Origin of the sequence: Vibrio sp. V01_P9A10T6, assembly GCF_963877065.1 — a bacterium.
In the GTDB taxonomy this organism is placed as follows: Bacteria; Pseudomonadota; Gammaproteobacteria; order Enterobacterales; family Vibrionaceae; genus Vibrio; species Vibrio anguillarum.
Genome location: NZ_CAWNTB010000148.1, coordinates 15,615 through 32,164, shown reverse-complemented (window position 1 = coordinate 32,164; position 16,550 = coordinate 15,615). Strand labels below are relative to the sequence as shown.

The following is a 16,550-nucleotide window of genomic DNA, read 5'->3' as shown; positions in this document are numbered from 1 at the left end:
ATGCAGAGGCAATAATTGTTTTTTTCATTTTTTTAATCCTAATAATTTAAACTATATAAGCTTAAGATAAGTAAGCCTGACTTTATTTATTAATAAAAAACTTAACCACTTAACTTGAAATTAACCCATACTGATTACAAGCCATTAAGCACAAGCTATTTCAAATAAGTGGATTTATTTTAAGCTAAAAAAACAAACTCTCAACATACTTAAAATTCAAGAATAAACACCTTAAAAACAATAGGATACATATAATTAGACAAATAAAAAAACATCAAACGAAATAAACAAATCATTTAAACAACAAGAACAGGTAATATCTTACACCATATAGCATGAGTAGTTACTTAGTGACTATAAAATACCAATGGTTGGATAACTTATGATGGAAGGAGCATTTCTTAATTATTAATAATACATTCATTAACCCATATGACGATGATTCAGGGATAATAATAAAAAAAGCCAGCAAATGCTGGCTTATGCACTAAATCCAAGGCTAGTCGCAATATCACAGCGACGATCTAATACCCATTGACTATCAAATGGCCCCCAATCAGAGAGTTGATAGTAACCATCATTGTGACGCCTTCCATCTTGAACAAACATCAGTTCAATCCCTATTCCTGGCAGTGCTTTCAGGACATCCTGAATCGTACGGCGAGGCCACCCCGTTTTTTCGATGAGTTTGGGCACGTTTGGTCTTTCAAGGCTTTCTACTAACAAAGCTAAATACAGTCGCCTTGCAAAAACAGGACTCAGTTCCATTGACACCTCCTATTACTGTGCCGCTTCATTATTTCTGTTTTCACATTTAGAGTGTTGCGTTCGATCAATAACTTTCCAATCGTAAGCAACTGAAACACATTTTTTTTAAACAACGAAATAAAAGCATCTCTATTTTGTAAGCCACAGCGCTTCCTGATAGGATTTGACCATTAAAAAAATAATACGCCTCGACAAGGATTTTTATGACGATCACCATGTATGGCATTCCCAACTGCGACACCATTAAAAAAGCACGGAAATGGTTGGAAGCTGCGGGGGTGGATTACCAATTTCATGACTACCGCAAACAAGGTATTGATGCCGAGCTCGTGGCTCAGTTTTGCCAAGCGCTTGGTTGGGAAAATGTACTCAATAAACGCGGTACAACCTTTCGGCAGCTCACGCCCTCACAAAAAGAGTCGTTAGATGCTCACAGTGTTGTGGCTTTGTTGGTTGAACAACCAGCTATGATCAAACGACCTATTTTATTGGTCGATACCCATTACCATCTCGGTTTTAATGCTCAGCAATACACTGCTATTTTCTCTTAATACAAGGATTTCAAGGATGACAGACAGCCCTGTACTGGCGCTCGCAAAAGATCTCATTAGTCGCCAATCAGTAACTCCTGAGGATGCAGGTTGCCAAGACCTGATGATTAAACGCTTACAAGCACTAGGGTTTGAAGTGGAAACAATGGTCTTTGAAGATACCACTAATTTTTGGGCTCGCCGCGGCACTCAATCGCCTCTTTTTGCCTTTGCTGGCCATACGGATGTGGTTCCCGCGGGCCCTTTAGCGCAGTGGCATACAGCGCCGTTTGAACCGACTGTAATTGATGGTTATTTACATGGGCGCGGGGCGGCAGATATGAAAGGCTCGCTTGCTTGCATGGTTGTCGCTGTCGAGCGCTTTATTGAACAGCACCCTAACCATCAAGGTTCGATTGCCTTTTTGATCACTTCAGATGAAGAAGGGCCATTCATCAATGGCACCACTCGCGTAGTCGATGCGTTAATGGCGCGTAATGAGCCAATTGATATGTGTATCGTCGGTGAGCCATCGAGTACATTAAATGTGGGCGATGTGATAAAAAATGGCCGTCGTGGCTCAATTACAGGCGATCTACAGATAAAAGGGATTCAAGGACACGTTGCTTATCCTCACCTTGCTAATAACCCGATTCACCAAGCCTTGCCTGCGTTAGCCGAACTTGCGGCAATAAAATGGGATGAAGGGAACGCTTATTTCCCACCGACCAGCTTCCAAATTCCAAACTTGCAAGCTGGCACGGGAGCATCAAACGTTATCCCCGGTGAGTTTGACGTGCAGTTTAACTTCCGTTTCAGTACCGAGTTAACCGATGAAGAGATCAAGCGCCGCGTGCATTCTATCTTAGATGCCCATGGATTGGATTATGAATTACGCTGGACATTAAGCGGCCAACCTTTCTTGACCGATACGGGCTCATTACTGACTGCCGTCGTTAAAGCCGTCGATGAGGTGAACCACAAATCCCCAGAGCTATTGACGACAGGGGGCACATCTGATGGACGATTTATTGCCCAGATGGGAGCACAAGTGGTCGAACTTGGCCCTGTTAACGCGACAATTCATAAAGTTAACGAGTGCGTTAAGATTGCCGATTTAGAGAAACTAACAGATATGTACCAAAAAACCCTAGAGAATTTATTGGTGTAACCCATGACTCCAGAGCAGTTGACCGGACAAACCGACTCCCATTTAACATCAGTGCTGATTGGGCAGAAATCTTTCTTGGTTCACCCCGGGGTGATCCAAGATTTGCTCGCTCTAAAACAAGCGGCTGACGACGCTGGTTTTGATTTCCATATCGCCAGTGGGTTTCGTGATTTTGAACGCCAGTTGAACATCTGGAATCGGAAAATGTCAGGGCAAGCCGAATTACTTGATAATAACAGTCAACCGATAAACCCTGCTCAGTTAAGCGAAGAACAAAAGATATTCACGATTTTGCGCTGGTCAGCGCTGCCCGGTAGCAGCCGCCACCATTGGGGGTGTGACTTTGATGTTTTTGATCGCAAAGCATTACCGACAGGTGTCACGCTCAAGCTTGAACCTTGGGAATATCTCTCAGGCCACCAAGCTCCTTTTTATCAATGGATGAAAGAGCATTTACCTAAGTTTGGTTTTTTCTTCCCCTACCAACGAAAGAAAGGCGGTGTTGCGTTTGAACCTTGGCATATTAGCCACAAAACAGCGGCTAAAGACTGTCTTGACCTGTTGACGCCAAGCGTATTGGCGACACAGCTTGAAAACATGCCGCTCCTAGGTGTGTCGACGGTACAAGAGAACTTAGATCGGATCTACACTCAGTACATTGTTAACATCAGCCAACCGGAGTCCTAATATGGAATTCATTACCAACCCTTGGGTTATCACTATTGTAATCTTAGCGGTGTTTATCGGTAATATTGCCGCGCTGAAATACACGGCTAACATGAAATTTGGCTTGAAAGGAAAGAAGAGTGATCTGGATAAACTCAACGAACTTGATAAGCACGAAGACTCAGATTCAGAGCAAAAATAAAGGGACTTTCGTCCCTTTATTTTTCATGGATTCGTCATCACAATTACTGACGCTCGGCAATCGCCGACAGTACAGGTACCATATCTTTCAGTAGTTCTTCTTCCACCGGCTTGCCGGCTGAATTGGTCACGTTGATCGAGGTACGGTTACCTAGATCACCTAACAAGAAGGTGTAAGTTCCACTTTTTAGCGAGATAGGTTTCACGCCAATGTCTTGCCAAAAGGCGTCATCTGGCGCGGAGTATTTCGCTTTTATTGTACCTTGAGATTGGTTACGCTCTTCGAGCGTAAAACCGATCTGCGGCATAAGATTAGGCAAACGTTGCCACAGAACATCGTAAGGGGTACGAGCAATAATTACAGGGAAACCACTACGGTCACTGCCCATCGTAATGGGGATCTGTTTAACCAACTGTTGAGCTTTACGTGCTGCTTCTTGACGTAGATCGGTATCGTAACGAGCCGTAACCAAATTGGTCATGAACGCATTATAACGCTCTCTATTGGTGGCACTCACTGGCATCTCTTTGCCACCTTCACGCCAACCAGTCAATGAAATCTTAAAGCCAAAACGATTATTCGCCATTACCAGTGAGATTTGGTAGCGGCTACCAATCTCAACTTCTTCATCTTCGGAAACCCAAGTCACCCAATCAGTATCAATCTGGTTTTCACTTTGTGCAGCGATACCAATATTTCGCTCTTTAAGCATGGCTAACGCAGTTTGCCACACCTTGTCGGCTTCATCTTGCTTGATCATCCATAATGTCACTTCGCCATTTTGGCGCTCGGCACGCGCACCTGGGATCAATTCTAAGACTTGTTGAGGAGGACGAATATCCACAGTACGGCCAATGCCACCTTGGAAGTCACCTTCAGGGATCTGGTAATTAGGGTAAAACTGCGGAGTGGCTCCTTCAGGAAGTTGCCACTCTTTTAGAGCCGGGGTTTCTAAATAAGCAAAATCATCTTTTGCTTGGCGACGCTGAGAAGCGTTACCAGCACATGCGCTTAAAACAAAAACAGCTAGTGAACTGATAACTAGCTGATGAGTAAATTTCATTCAAACTCCTAGACTGCCGAGGAAAAAGCCTCGGCACAATATTGAATCGATTTAGAAGATACAAGCTTCGGTCATGGCTTGGGCAACCGTTGAACGTACAGGTTCAGACAGTTCAGTCAAAGGTAGACGTAGATCACCATTTGTAATCAATCCCATTTTGTGAGCAGCCCATTTCACTGGGATCGGGCTCGACTCAACAAATAGACCTTTATGCAAAGGCATTAAACGTTGATTAATAAGCTCAGCCTCGTCGAATCGGCCTTCTAATGCTAAGTGCATCATCTGCGCCATATCTTTAGCGGCAATATTATTCGTCACCGAAATAACACCTTGTCCACCTAATTTAACAAACTCCAAACCTGTCGCGTCATCGCCACTTAATAAAATAAAGTCTTTTCCACAAAGCTCACGATGAAGAGCCACTCGGCTCAAATCACCCGTTGCATCTTTCAAAGCGACAATCGTTTTAATTTCAGCAAGGCGAGCGACGGTTTCAGGACGCAAATCCACCGCTGTACGGCCTGGTACATTATAGAGAATCTGAGGGATATCAGTCTCTTGAGAAATTGCTTTGTAGTGTTGAAATAAACCTTCTTGGGTTGGTTTATTGTAATAAGGAGTCACACTTAAACAGCCAGCAATACCTGTGTTATTTAATAAACGGCTAAACGTTACCGCTTCATGAGTAGCATTCGCACCCGTTCCCGCAATCACAGGAATACGTCCTTCGGCAAACTCGACGGTTTTTGCGACAACTTTGACATGCTCTTCAACGGTTAGCGTGGCAGATTCACCCGTTGTTCCGACGGCAACAATGGCGTCAGTTCCGGCTGTCACGTGAAAGTCCACCAGCTTCTTCAAACTAACAAAATCAACCTCACCATCATGATTAAACGGTGTAATAAGCGCTACGATACTTCCTGAAAACATGTCCATCTCCCTAATTTGTTACTTTCTGCATGGTACTGTAAGGCGATTGAAAAACACAAGGGATTAAATTCGCTTAATCAGCCCATTTGGATGAATATTTATCAGATGTTAGAGGTTTAACAAACAACATCAATTAAGGGCAAACTTTATAGCGGATCTGAATATGTCGATGTCAACAACACGTTATTTTCAAGACGGAGTTCTTAAAAAGCTATTCCACCACCGTTCCTCTATAATTTAACTGTGATAACATGCCCAAAACGATAAAAGTGAAGCGATATTATGACTCAGCATCTAGTGATCACTGCTGTAGGGACAGACCGCCCTGGTATCTGTAATGAAGTGGTACGTTTAGTTACGCAATCAGGCTGCAATATCATCGATAGCCGAATTGCTTTGTTTGGCAAAGAGTTCACGCTCATCATGCTGGTCTCTGGCAATACAAACCACATCACCCGAGTAGAGACAACCTTACCTTTATTAGGCCAACAACATGATCTCATCACCATCATGAAACGTACATCACCTCATGATTATCAAGATAATGCCTATACGGTTGAAGTGTTTGTTGAGTCTGAAGACAAAATTGGCCTAACAGAGAAATTCACTCAATTTTTTGCCAATCGTAATATTGGTATGGCTTCACTGAGTGCGCAGACGATTCATAAATCAAAGTTACATCTTGATCACGACCAATTTCATATTGCCATTACCGCCAGTGTCGATTCAGGGTGTAACTTAATGCAACTACAAGAAGAATTTGACAGTTTATGCAAGACACTGGATGTACAAGGTTCGCTCAACTTTATAAAAAACAGTCAATAAAAAAGGAAGAATAATGAAAACGCTTACTGCAGGCACGCCAGCACCTGCTTTTTCACTTTTAGATCAAGATGGAAATACCGTTTCCCTTGCTGATTTCTCAGGGAAAAAGGTGTTGTTCTACTTTTATCCTAAAGCCATGACACCAGGTTGTACCGTTCAGGCTCAAGGCCTTCGAGATGTAAAAGCAGAACTCGATGCTCACAACGTAGTGGTACTCGGAGTCAGCACCGATCCCGTGAAGCGTTTAGGAAAGTTCATTGAACGTGATCACTTAAACTTTACTTTATTATCCGATGAAGACCACGTGGTTGCTGAGCAGTTCGGCGTATGGGGTGAGAAGAAGTTCACCCTTAGAAAATTTCCATGACAATAAACCTTGATAATTTTTTATGACAAATCTATCTTTGATATGAGGGTAACATATTGAGGGTTGTTTTGTGATAGAAACGCATGAAGACAAATATTCTGATATTTATGATGACTACCAACTGCTTTCCATCGAGGTAGATACATTAGCAAAGCTACAAATTTCAGCGAGTATCGATACTGAATCTGGAGAAGTGACGCACTCCCCCTACCTTTCCCCTTCCAATCTGGAATCCCGCTTGAAGAAAACCGATATCATCATTGCACCTGATGGGACGGTTGTTTACCCACAGTCCCTATACCTAGTGTCTAAATTGCGTGGTGAAGGAAAAGTCAAAGACACAGGGTCGATTGCAAAAGGCTTGTTAGCTTTTACTCGTTATTTAGATTCCACTCACTACTCTCAAATTGATGAAGATGGTAATGAAATACCACCTGAATATCTAACTTATAAAACCCTATCGAGGTATGAGGAAGAAGGTGCGCCTTGGCGATTTGCGGAGTTTCTACTTGCGAACTGCAATAATATTGAAGGTGCTAATGGCGATGAAGCTTTTAGTTTATCTACCGCTAGAAGTTATATGAGTGCCGTTATTGGATTCTATAAGTGGATGCAAAAGTACGGCTACATCAAAAATGACGTTCAGAATGTTGTTACCCACTACACAACAGGAACGGTGCATCAAGAGTTAAATCAGCACGATATGTTGGCTCACACAAAGTCAGGTTCTAAACGTAATTATGAAACGTCCAATCTCATGAGGATGTTTCCAAAAAAAGAAAACACTCCCGCCCATAAAAAACTAAAACCCATGCACCCTGAGCACAAGGTTTTATTTAATGAGCATGTCAATTCACTCCCAAAGGCGACAAGATTAATCTTTCGGCTATGTGTCGAGGCTGGGCTAAGAATTGACGAAGCTATTCACTTCCCCGCTCACGATATAGGAAAGGCTGACTACAGTGATTTAGATGCAGTACCAGTCAAAATCACTCACACAAAAGGTAGTAAGCCTCGAACCGTAGACATTCCCATTGAGCTTTACGAAGAGCTAGAGATGTACAAAGAAAGTAACTCACGACTTACGAACCTAAACAAACGCAATGAGCTTGTTCAGTCAGGTGAGGTATTAGATACCGTAGAGTACCTCTTTATTTCAAATAAAGGAACTCCCTACTCAGGCAGCACTTTAGAAACGCACTTTTCAAACTTTCGAAAACAGATACGTGAAGTAGATTCTTCTTGGTATTACAGGATTCATGATTTGCGTTCTACCTTTGCAACTCATTGGCTTTGGCAGGAGTCGCAAAAGCGTGCCGTTGGCTATGACTTCCTTATGGATGAACTAGCGGAACTAATGGGGCATGCAAGCACGTCAACCACTGAGAAATACATTAAGTTCATGAATAAACTGGACGACCAAATCAATATGGCTAAAGCGAAAAACCTCAAAATAAACGGAGGCTGGGCGTAATGGCGAAAAGTAAAATTACCAGACAAACCAATTCAGTTAAGCATGTACGCAATAGCCAAAATGTCGTGCCTTTGAATCTGACAATTCCTTATAAAAATTCGAGGTCAAATAAACCAAAGCAGTTCGATGTTTCTCACTTATTGCACTTAGGGTGTAACAAAGAAAATGAGAAAATAGACAGTCGAGCAGTATTTATTAGGCGGTTTTGCGAGAAAGCCAACCAATATGCCAGTAATGGTAAATCAGCAAGTACAGTCACATCTAACTACTTATTCTTGCGTTCCTATCTTGCTTTTTGTGATACGGTAAATGTTGACCCATTCACCGAAAGTGGTTATCTAAAGTTTGCTGGTAACGATGGCGAATTAAGGCATCGTATCAAGATGTTTCGCCCTTCAAGGCACCTATGGGAATACAATCATGGTGATGAGCTAGGTATTAAAGAATCGACAGCTCCCTCTATACTTACATCCCTTCGTTATGCGCTCCATTGGTGTGACTTGCCTGTTTCCGATTGGGCTTTGCATCATCGGGGGTTTGCAGGAGAAAAAACACCCTATAAAGGATATTCAGAGGAAGAAGAAGAGCTTCTTGTGACACGTTTGAGTCATTTATTCTTCACTCTCGCACCACAGCTTATTGCAGCCAAAGAAAACAACACACCTTTGCCAGAAACGCTTCCGCTTATTATTGACCTTGGTGAACATGAAGAAGTGATTCAAATTCCAACATCATTGGATGTGACCTGGGGCGGAACAAGTAAAGATGGCACAAGCGTTAATACTGGTGCCGCTTTTAACCTCACGATGGGCGCTGCATATCATTTGATGTGCTATTTCACCTCACTGAACGACAGCAACGTTCGAAATATTGCCCATCCAATTAAGGTTCATACAGAAGAGCGAGATAAGAGCCTGCAAGTTGTGAAAGTCTCAGGTCATAAGCCCAGAGCGAACAAAGAGGTCGATGCTCTGTTGGCAGGTGAGCAATTTGACATTGATAAGCGTGATGGTGTGAAGTTTATTCGATTACTCGAACGACTATCCAAGCTATATGGCAATAGTGAAGATGGCTCAGAGTTAATATTCACCCTCAATAATCACGCTGATGTGAATCATACCTTTAATTTAAAAGAGATAAATAAAAGACTCGTTCACCAACTACACTTGCTATCTCCGTACCGGGCTGGCAACCTACCTTGGTTTAAAGAGCTTTTTTACGCCTACCGCAACCAACAAACAATCACGTTAAAGAAAGTCGTTAATCACCTGGGGCGCACTGTTGTTCATAAAGAAGTCAAGACAACGACCAAAACCAAGGCTGGGCAAGGGGCAACCAATAGCGCCTATTGTATTTTATCTTGCTACACCGACTTACCGCTTAAAGGGATTTTACTTCCGCTTACCTACTCCGAAAAAGATAGTGATGGCAATATTACCGTTTCTTTTAACTATAGAAATGGCATCGGCGGCTTCTTTAAAGTCCCCGTTTCTGATTTAGCTGTAGTCAAAGAAATTGAGCAATATTCTAAAGAGAGAGCAAACAAGCAGGCCAAGAAATATGAACGACTACTTTTAGCGAAAAGGAACCACCACGTCCCTAAAGATTGGGAAGGCATCAGCCCTATTTCAGCAGAGCTAATGCGGACTTGGTCTGTTGAAACAAACCATTACTACCTCTCTCTTCAATCGAGTCGCTGGCGAGAAATGACCAGTAACCAAGCCCATGCCGAAGGTGGAATTCAAGGCGCTCAAAGCTTACTCCAGAACGCGAAGGAAACGTTAGAGAGAAGTTACCTAAACGGGCATCCATTGCTAAATAAAGTCATCCTATCTCAGAGTATAGAAGTCATTGAAAACCTCGATAATGAAACGAGCTTAGAGCAAGCAAAAGATATTGTGGTGAAAAGGCGTGGTATTCCGATGTTGTCACACGATGAGTGGAAGAAAAAGCGCACAGCAAGCAATGCAAAAACCAACCCCAACGGTCTGACTTGTAATGGGCAACAAGCCATTAGTGATGGTAAAAATACGCAGCGAGAAACAAACTATGCAGTAGGCCTAAGCTTACCTTGTGCTGAATTTGATATGTGTTACAAGTGCCAATCAGCCAAGGCGGTAGATGACGTTGAAGCTGTTTATAGGCTCATTTCATACATAGATGTTCTTAAAGAAACACTTGATATGTACCCTGATGTGAAAAGTGATATTCATGAGAAAATTGAACAGTTTGAATATACGCTAGATGGGGCTAGTGACGATGTATTTGGCGAGGCTATGCAGCGATTTAATACCCAAGGTCGTCATCCAAGAGTCTCTTTCGACCACGCTCTTTTATCCTCATAGTAATGGAGGCTAAAATGATAAAACTCTCTGACCTTGAGCATCAAAATAAGCTTCTTAAAGCACAAAAAAATGTTGGCGCTCATGCAAATTACTTAATGGATGTCTTAAAGCCAGCCATTGAGCGTGGTAATTGGGATGAACTCGAAAGTCTTGAGATAGGCTTTACTGTTACGGGTGAATCATTAGGTAAAATTGGAGATAGTGAAGCTTGGAGAAACCTACAGCCTTATTTTGAGCCAAGAGCAAAGAAAACCATTACCATTGATTTTACGCTCGATGGTAAAGTTATTGAACGTAACCTAAAAAATCAGCTTAAAACCCTCTTACTTAAAATGATGTGGCTATCACCTCACAACCATTCATTTTTGACTCTTTGGCAAGCATTAAGCTACCTAAAGAAAGTCATTATCCCGCTTTTAAATGAAGGATATAACACCTTATCCGCTTTAGACTTTGATAGACTAGAAACTTGGGAATTAACAAGCTTTACCGACATCGACTTTGAAAGAGAGACAATTTACAAAGGGTTAAATCGCCTTTATAAAGAAGCAAGAGGCTTACCGTTTGAGGTTAACCTAAATAAAAAGCTTAACGCTTCTGACTTTGGTTTAGCAATCAAAGAATCCGAGCAATATACCGTCATTCCACAGAGGCTCTACTATCTTGGTCTTCAAAAGTCAGAAGCCCTGATTAATGAAGCTTATGCCCTGCGTGATGAGCTAGAGCAATTGGCAGAATATATCACCACCTACTTTGATAAGGCCTATGTAGGTTATGCTAAGTACCTGGTCAGTGGTGAGGCTAGACAAAAAAACGGTGGTATTACATGGCTCTTAAAAAAAGAACGCAACCAGCGCACCACTGCTTTTAAACAAGCCTTCACCGCCATGCATTCTCCAAATGAAGAAGAAATATTGACGCTTCTTCACCGTCACAAACCAGCGATACCGAGCAGCCACATTGATAACTTCCATACCGAACGTAAGCTAACGATTGGACAATGGACCATCACCAATCTCAGAGAGGCTCAATCGCTTTTTATAAAGCTCAATGGTGGCAGCCTATGGGGGTTAATGGCTCGAACAGGAATGAGAGCTGATGAGATGTATGACCTAAACACAGCTCAGGGCTGCACGACTGAGATAATAAAAAGGCAGAAGATACACGTTATCCATGCCAACCTATCAAAGACAGCGAAAGGCTCTCAATCAAAGCAAGATGAATTTGTCACTACTGAAATCGGCATGAAAGCGTATGAGGTTCTTCAAGCGCTACATGCACCACTAAGAAAGCGGCATCCAGACTCACAATCTTTTTTCCATAAAACAAAAGAAGACTGTAGTGAAATAACTCAGGTTCAACTAGGGAAACATTCTCAAGCTTGGTTTGAAAATGCTATGGGCGAAGAACTTGAGCTCACCAATGAAGACATTATTGACCTAAAAACATCTGACCCAAATTTATCGTTTGAAGTGGGTGTCGATTATAGGTTTTCAGGGCATCAACTTCGCCGCTCTTTTGCTTACTACTTAATTGGTTACGAACTTTGTAACTTTCCACAACTCAAACAGCAATTTAGTCATGTATCTATGGCAATGACCCGGCACTACGCTAAGAACGCCAGCAAGTTTCAAAAGCTCAGGAAAAAGAAGCAAAACCTTGCTAATGCCATTGATGAAGAAAGAATTGACCAGAAAGCCCGTGTTTATTTGAGCATCTATCAAAAACTGGCAAACAAAGAGCGAGTTGCAGGAGGCAAAGGTAAAGAGTTTGCTAAAAGCATGATGAAAACAGACCGTAACTTATTCAAGGATAAAGTTGATAATGACATGCTTTCTCTAAGCTATTGGAAAAAGCAAATTAGAGCTCAAAACCGCCACATTCATGCTGTTGCCCCAGGGGTATATTGTACTTCCACTACCTGTGGTTTAAGAACGCTAGTTAACCTAATGGAATGTGTAGACTGCAAGAATGATTACATTGTTGATGCCGTATTTGCCGAAGCAAAGCGTAAAGAAGCCGAAATTCACATGCTTTATGATATTGAAAACAACGAACTCACTCCTCAAACCGCCTCTGAATCTTACATAAAAGTTCAAGCTGCTGAACGCATTATGGATGATTTAGGTATCGACTTTGAGCCTGTCATTTTCCCTGATGAAGTTAAGAACTTACTCATCCCATACGGAGTGATTTAATAATGTCACAGATAACCAAAAATAAGCTAATCAAAGCATTGGAAAGGCTACTGGATGGTGATGTAACGAAGTTGGCATCAAAAGAGCTGCGTAATAAAGCTCGAAAGGGCAAGCTCAAAATCAACAACAGCAATGTTGAAAAAGAAGCCGGGCTTTCCGCTGGAGCACTCAGAAGGCATGATGACGTTGTTTTAATGATAAAAAATAAGTCATTAGAAGTACAAGTTTCTCAAGATGAAACAACTGACTCCCCAATTGAAGTTCTTCAAAAAGAAATAAAGTCACTGAAAGGTGAAAGAGCGCAAGCGAATAAAAAGAAAAAAGAATATTACGACGAAGCTCAAAGCCATAAGGAAACGTTAGCCGTTCAAGCTGCCACTCATATTAAGGTCGTTCAAGAACTTATGGGGATGTTACATGAAAGTCAGCGCGAAAAGGCAATGGATAAAATCGTATCGGCTCGTTCAGATAATATTATTGCTCCCCAATTTAGAAAACCAAAGTAGCTTTTAGCACTGTAACCTCAAAAGTCGTCCTGTTTAGTGCAATCACTAGACAGGACACTAAATTAACGATAAAAACGTACACTCTAACGTAATAAAAATGCACTAAAAAGGACGTAGCGAATAACGCTACGCCACATACCATTAATTGAGAAAGTAAGGACAAAACCAATGGCAATCGAAGCTGGACAAATCGCACCAGATTTTACCCTAAATGACCAAGACAATAACCCAGTGACGCTATCTGATTTTCAGGGAAAAAAGGTACTGCTCTATTTCTACCCACGCGCTTCAACACCCGGCTGCACAGTTCAGGCTAAAGGGTTACGAGATACTAAAGCTGAGTTAGATGCCCACAATGTAGTTGTTCTTGGTGTCAGCCCAGACACACCGCAAAAATTAACTAACTTTATCAACAAGCAAGAGCTTAACTTCACTTTGCTAGCCGATGAAGAGCACACTGTTTGTGAAAAGTACAATGTTTGGCAACTCAAGAAATTTATGGGCCGCGAAAATATGGGGGTAGTACGAACAAGCTTCCTGATTGATGAGTCTGGTAACCTTGAGCATGTATTTAACAAGTTCAAGACCAAAGATCACCATGAATTCGTATTAGACTACCTAAACAGCAAATAAGCTTCCACAAGCAATTAACTCTTAACTTGGGGACAGGCATGATTGGCTACATTCGAGTATCTGATTCACAAAGAGCCGATGGCGAATCACAAAGAGAAGCTATCAAGGCGTACGCTGCTAAACGTGGCATACAAATAACGGATTGGATAGAAGAGCACGTGTCTGCCACCAAGACAGAGTTGAGTGAGCGGAAGTTATTTTCTCTCATCACCTCTCAACAAAGTATCATTGTATCGGATATCACTCGGTTGGGTCGCCATAAAGTTATGGAGCTAGTCGGTGCCATTGGTCAAATAGCCTCATACGGTGAGCTACATTTAGCATACAACGACACCATCATAAGCTCAGAGAACGTTGATAATGCTGAAATCATTTTTACAGTTATTGGGCAGTCTTTTGCCAGCGCTGTAGAAGCCAAGAAGCGCTCTGAGCGAGCTAAAGCTGGTCACGCTAAACGTAAGGCCAAAGGGCTATCATCTGGCCGTCAAAAGGGACAGAAGGTGAAATCAAGGCTTGATGAGCATACAGCGTTTATATTGAACCTTCTCGACACCAAGGCCACCAAATCTGAAATTCTTAAGCAACTAAACGAACGTGGTGTATCGATTTCTAGAAGTAGATTTTACTCTTGGTTGGAAGCTAGGGGGTTGCATAACAAGAAAGCTGAGTTTCAGGTGGACATGTTCTCATAGCAAGCCTAGTTTGTCTGACGTCCCTCACTTTTCGCAAACTCGTTTTTGTCCCAAAGTTACTTAGAATTGTCGTTGTGGTGCACTCCATTTCTGGGGACGATGGGGGTTGTTTTGGTGAGCTTGCTCTCTGTACAAAGAAAAGAGGCTGACGTTCCAGCCTCTTTTAACTATCCACACTGTAATTGTATATTTAGCTCTTAACGCTTGGTTTAAGTCACATTCCCTTTCGCCTGAAGATATTGAATTAAAGGCGCATAATCGCCGACATCAGCTTGGCGTAAGCTCGCAATGTACTCACCCCGCTCTTGGCTTTGTTTATCCAAATCTGTATTGGACCAAACTAAAGGCTTTTGTTTGAGTAGTACCATTCGTATGTAGTCCGTCATCACGCGCGAGTGACGTCCGTTGCCGTTAGGAAAAGGGTGAATTTTAACTAACCTGTGCTGTATCCGAGCCGAGAGTTCTAGGCTGTCATAGTGTTCAAACTCAATCCAGCATTTGATGTCTTCCAGTAAGTTGTGTAAATCTGGCCGGATATTCAGCGGATCGACACCAATGTTCAACTCTCGGTGACGGTAGCTGCCGGCCCATTCCCACACATCACCAAGCAAACGTTGATGCAACTCTTCCACAAACGCCATAGAAAGAATGTCATCCATGCTGGTTTTAGGCGTCGTGGCTAACCAACTCAACCCTTGTAGTATGTTGGCATTTTCAAGCTCATTAAGCTCTTCGCGAGTCGTGATGTGATCAAATTTCAGCCCGGCAACATCATCGGCATTTAGTTGGGTTGCGCCCTCTGGTTCAACAAACAGACTCATTGGTATTTCTCCTGCAAACTGACTTTCCACAAATCTCGGGTGCTGCCCGTTTTAATCTCATTGGCTAATTGAACCAGCGCTTGCTGTTGTTGCTCTGAGGTTAACTGCTGTGCTTCTAAAAACATCGATTGGTGGCTCATGGCCAAACGCTGCTTGGCCAACTCCATAGCGCGCGCTTCTATCATGTCATCAATCGACTGACGCGGAATAATCGCATAAACCAGTTCGGCATCGAGCCCGCTCGCCAGTTGTTTAAGTTGTTTGAGTGTGATGGTTTCATCGGTTTCTTTACGCTCCAATATGGAGACTTGATTACGAGAGAGATTAAGACGTTCACCTAATTGCGCGCCCGACATCCCCAAGGCCTCACGGATACTGCGCACCCAACCATTTTTCGGCGGTTTAGGCACAGATAAACCGAGTAAAGCGCTGATTTTTGCTTTGACTTGCTTGAGTGCAACGGCATAGACACCGGATTTTTTCATAATTTTGTATCTCTAATTAAATACACTGTGATGACAATAGTATCTTATTTTGCATACATCATAAAGATTCTTGTATCTAATTTTTAATACACATCAAAGGAAAATGTATCGATTATAAAATACGCTACTTATTTGGCTATCAGTTTACTGGACAATGGTCGTGACAAATTCATCTTGGAAGAGCAAACGTCTTCGGCAGCGCTAGAATGGGAAGTGAACGGTTTAGGTTGATTTAGAATGGGGGTTGTTTTGGGAAGTACACAATCCAGACTTCTGCTCTGAATGATTTCTGTCCATCTTTGATTCAGACCGGTTCGGTACAGCCGATGATAGAATGCACAAACTGCTAGATAACACATGAATTAACTCGCTCTCTAAGATAACGTTATATCTCCCCTACGAACGAGCATGCAGAAACGCGAGTAGTCATGGCTATAAACGAATACTCTATGAGGAACGCTAGCTCCGCTCATAAATGAATCGAATGCTGAAAGAGTGGCTTTCGGCAACAATGATGGGTCAACAACTTTCCAGGGAACGTCTGGCAGTTCGAATTCTTCTAATGTCGGCAATAAGTTTAAGTATGGGTCAGTCATGCATTTTATCCCTGCTTATAGTGTAAGATTAATCAGTAGTGCTTAAATTTATTTGGTTTAGGTTCTAGATGATTTCAATTCAATGGATTCTCGCCACTGCCGTGATTCCTTAACACTACGCTCAAGGTGATCGTCACTTTTAAGATGCAAACCGTTTCGTCGGTTACGAGCGGCACGGTACAAGATAGCTCTGCGTTGTTTCTCGGTCATAAAACCTCCCATCCACCAATTTGCCAGTATGATTCTATTTTTGCTATTCCTATGTTTATGAAAGTCAG

General features: G+C 42.3%; 18 protein-coding genes and 1 pseudogene. 12 read left to right on the top strand and 7 right to left on the bottom strand.

Annotated features, from left to right (window positions below; all coding sequences use genetic code 11):
* Positions 1-480: 480 nt before the first annotated feature.
* The gene (locus AACQ21_RS09320) at positions 481-768 is read right to left on the bottom strand and encodes a winged helix-turn-helix domain-containing protein (protein WP_010318729.1); all 288 of its coding nucleotides are present in this window, start codon (positions 766-768) and stop codon (positions 481-483) included.
* 203 nt (positions 769-971) lie between these two features.
* Between AACQ21_RS09320 and AACQ21_RS09315 the strand changes: the two genes are divergently transcribed.
* From AACQ21_RS09315 to AACQ21_RS09300, 4 genes are read left to right on the top strand one after another with little or no spacing between them, the layout of a single operon-like run.
* The gene (locus tag AACQ21_RS09315; protein WP_094131610.1) at positions 972-1,319 is read left to right on the top strand and encodes an ArsC family reductase; all 348 of its coding nucleotides are present in this window, start codon (positions 972-974) and stop codon (positions 1,317-1,319) included.
* A 16-nt stretch (positions 1,320-1,335) separates the two neighbouring features.
* Positions 1,336-2,469: a succinyl-diaminopimelate desuccinylase gene (gene dapE, locus AACQ21_RS09310; protein WP_094145235.1), complete on the top strand. Its 1,134-nt coding sequence runs from the start codon at positions 1,336-1,338 to the stop codon at positions 2,467-2,469.
* A gap of 3 nt (positions 2,470-2,472) precedes the next feature.
* The gene (locus AACQ21_RS09305) at positions 2,473-3,156 is read left to right on the top strand and encodes a M15 family metallopeptidase (RefSeq protein ID WP_105976770.1); all 684 of its coding nucleotides are present in this window, start codon (positions 2,473-2,475) and stop codon (positions 3,154-3,156) included.
* Positions 3,128-3,337 (top strand): DUF2897 family protein, encoded by a 210-nt coding sequence (locus tag AACQ21_RS09300; RefSeq protein ID WP_013856288.1) that lies wholly within the window; start codon positions 3,128-3,130, stop codon positions 3,335-3,337. The genes AACQ21_RS09305 and AACQ21_RS09300 overlap by 29 nt, the downstream gene beginning before the upstream one ends.
* A 43-nt stretch (positions 3,338-3,380) precedes the next feature.
* Here AACQ21_RS09300 and bamC read toward each other — a convergent pair whose 3' ends face one another.
* Both bamC and dapA read right to left on the bottom strand, forming a co-directional pair.
* On the bottom strand, positions 3,381-4,400 hold the full coding sequence (bamC, locus tag AACQ21_RS09295; RefSeq protein ID WP_105976769.1) for an outer membrane protein assembly factor BamC: 1,020 nt from the start codon (positions 4,398-4,400) through the stop codon (positions 3,381-3,383).
* A 51-nt stretch (positions 4,401-4,451) separates the two neighbouring features.
* Complete coding sequence (gene dapA / locus AACQ21_RS09290; RefSeq protein WP_026028067.1) at positions 4,452-5,330, bottom strand: 4-hydroxy-tetrahydrodipicolinate synthase; 879 nt, start codon at positions 5,328-5,330, stop codon at positions 4,452-4,454.
* Between the two features lie 282 nt (positions 5,331-5,612).
* Between dapA and AACQ21_RS09285 the strand changes: the two genes are divergently transcribed.
* From AACQ21_RS09285 to AACQ21_RS09250, 8 genes and pseudogenes are all read left to right on the top strand, one after another.
* The gene (locus AACQ21_RS09285; RefSeq protein ID WP_013856284.1) at positions 5,613-6,155 is read left to right on the top strand and encodes a glycine cleavage system protein R; all 543 of its coding nucleotides are present in this window, start codon (positions 5,613-5,615) and stop codon (positions 6,153-6,155) included.
* Between the two features lie 13 nt (positions 6,156-6,168).
* Positions 6,169-6,501 (top strand): annotated as a pseudogene (bcp, locus tag AACQ21_RS09280) (thioredoxin-dependent thiol peroxidase); the annotation flags it as partial.
* Positions 6,502-6,592: 91 nt separating this feature from the next.
* Entirely contained in the window at positions 6,593-7,996 is a 1,404-nt protein-coding gene (locus AACQ21_RS09275; RefSeq protein WP_088729054.1) for a tyrosine-type recombinase/integrase, read from the top strand.
* Positions 7,996-10,341 carry a hypothetical protein gene (locus AACQ21_RS09270; RefSeq protein ID WP_094147130.1) on the top strand — a complete coding sequence of 782 codons (2,346 nt, stop codon included), beginning with the start codon at positions 7,996-7,998 and terminating at the stop codon, positions 10,339-10,341. The genes AACQ21_RS09275 and AACQ21_RS09270 overlap by 1 nt, the downstream gene beginning before the upstream one ends.
* A 14-nt stretch (positions 10,342-10,355) precedes the next feature.
* On the top strand, positions 10,356-12,539 hold the full coding sequence (locus tag AACQ21_RS09265; protein WP_094164006.1) for a tyrosine-type recombinase/integrase: 2,184 nt from the start codon (positions 10,356-10,358) through the stop codon (positions 12,537-12,539).
* A gap of 2 nt (positions 12,540-12,541) precedes the next feature.
* Positions 12,542-13,045: a bacterioferritin comigratory protein gene (locus AACQ21_RS09260; protein WP_094164004.1), complete on the top strand. Its 504-nt coding sequence runs from the start codon at positions 12,542-12,544 to the stop codon at positions 13,043-13,045.
* 168 nt (positions 13,046-13,213) lie between these two features.
* On the top strand, positions 13,214-13,678 hold the full coding sequence (bcp, locus tag AACQ21_RS09255) for a thioredoxin-dependent thiol peroxidase (RefSeq protein ID WP_094164002.1): 465 nt from the start codon (positions 13,214-13,216) through the stop codon (positions 13,676-13,678).
* Positions 13,679-13,716: 38 nt separating this feature from the next.
* Positions 13,717-14,370 (top strand): recombinase family protein, encoded by a 654-nt coding sequence (locus AACQ21_RS09250; RefSeq protein ID WP_094147128.1) that lies wholly within the window; start codon positions 13,717-13,719, stop codon positions 14,368-14,370.
* Between the two features lie 209 nt (positions 14,371-14,579).
* Here AACQ21_RS09250 and AACQ21_RS09245 read toward each other — a convergent pair whose 3' ends face one another.
* The 4 genes from AACQ21_RS09245 to AACQ21_RS09230 all read right to left on the bottom strand — a co-directional run bounded on the left by AACQ21_RS09245 (position 14,580) and on the right by AACQ21_RS09230 (position 16,482).
* The gene (locus tag AACQ21_RS09245) at positions 14,580-15,191 is read right to left on the bottom strand and encodes a mobile mystery protein B (protein WP_094147127.1); all 612 of its coding nucleotides are present in this window, start codon (positions 15,189-15,191) and stop codon (positions 14,580-14,582) included.
* Positions 15,188-15,676 (bottom strand): mobile mystery protein A, encoded by a 489-nt coding sequence (locus AACQ21_RS09240; protein ID WP_094147126.1) that lies wholly within the window; start codon positions 15,674-15,676, stop codon positions 15,188-15,190. The genes AACQ21_RS09245 and AACQ21_RS09240 overlap by 4 nt, the downstream gene beginning before the upstream one ends.
* A 374-nt stretch (positions 15,677-16,050) precedes the next feature.
* On the bottom strand, positions 16,051-16,272 hold the full coding sequence (locus AACQ21_RS09235; protein WP_094164266.1) for a hypothetical protein: 222 nt from the start codon (positions 16,270-16,272) through the stop codon (positions 16,051-16,053).
* Positions 16,273-16,329: 57 nt separating this feature from the next.
* Entirely contained in the window at positions 16,330-16,482 is a 153-nt protein-coding gene (locus AACQ21_RS09230) for a hypothetical protein (RefSeq protein ID WP_157726750.1), read from the bottom strand.
* Positions 16,483-16,550: the final 68 nt, after the last annotated feature.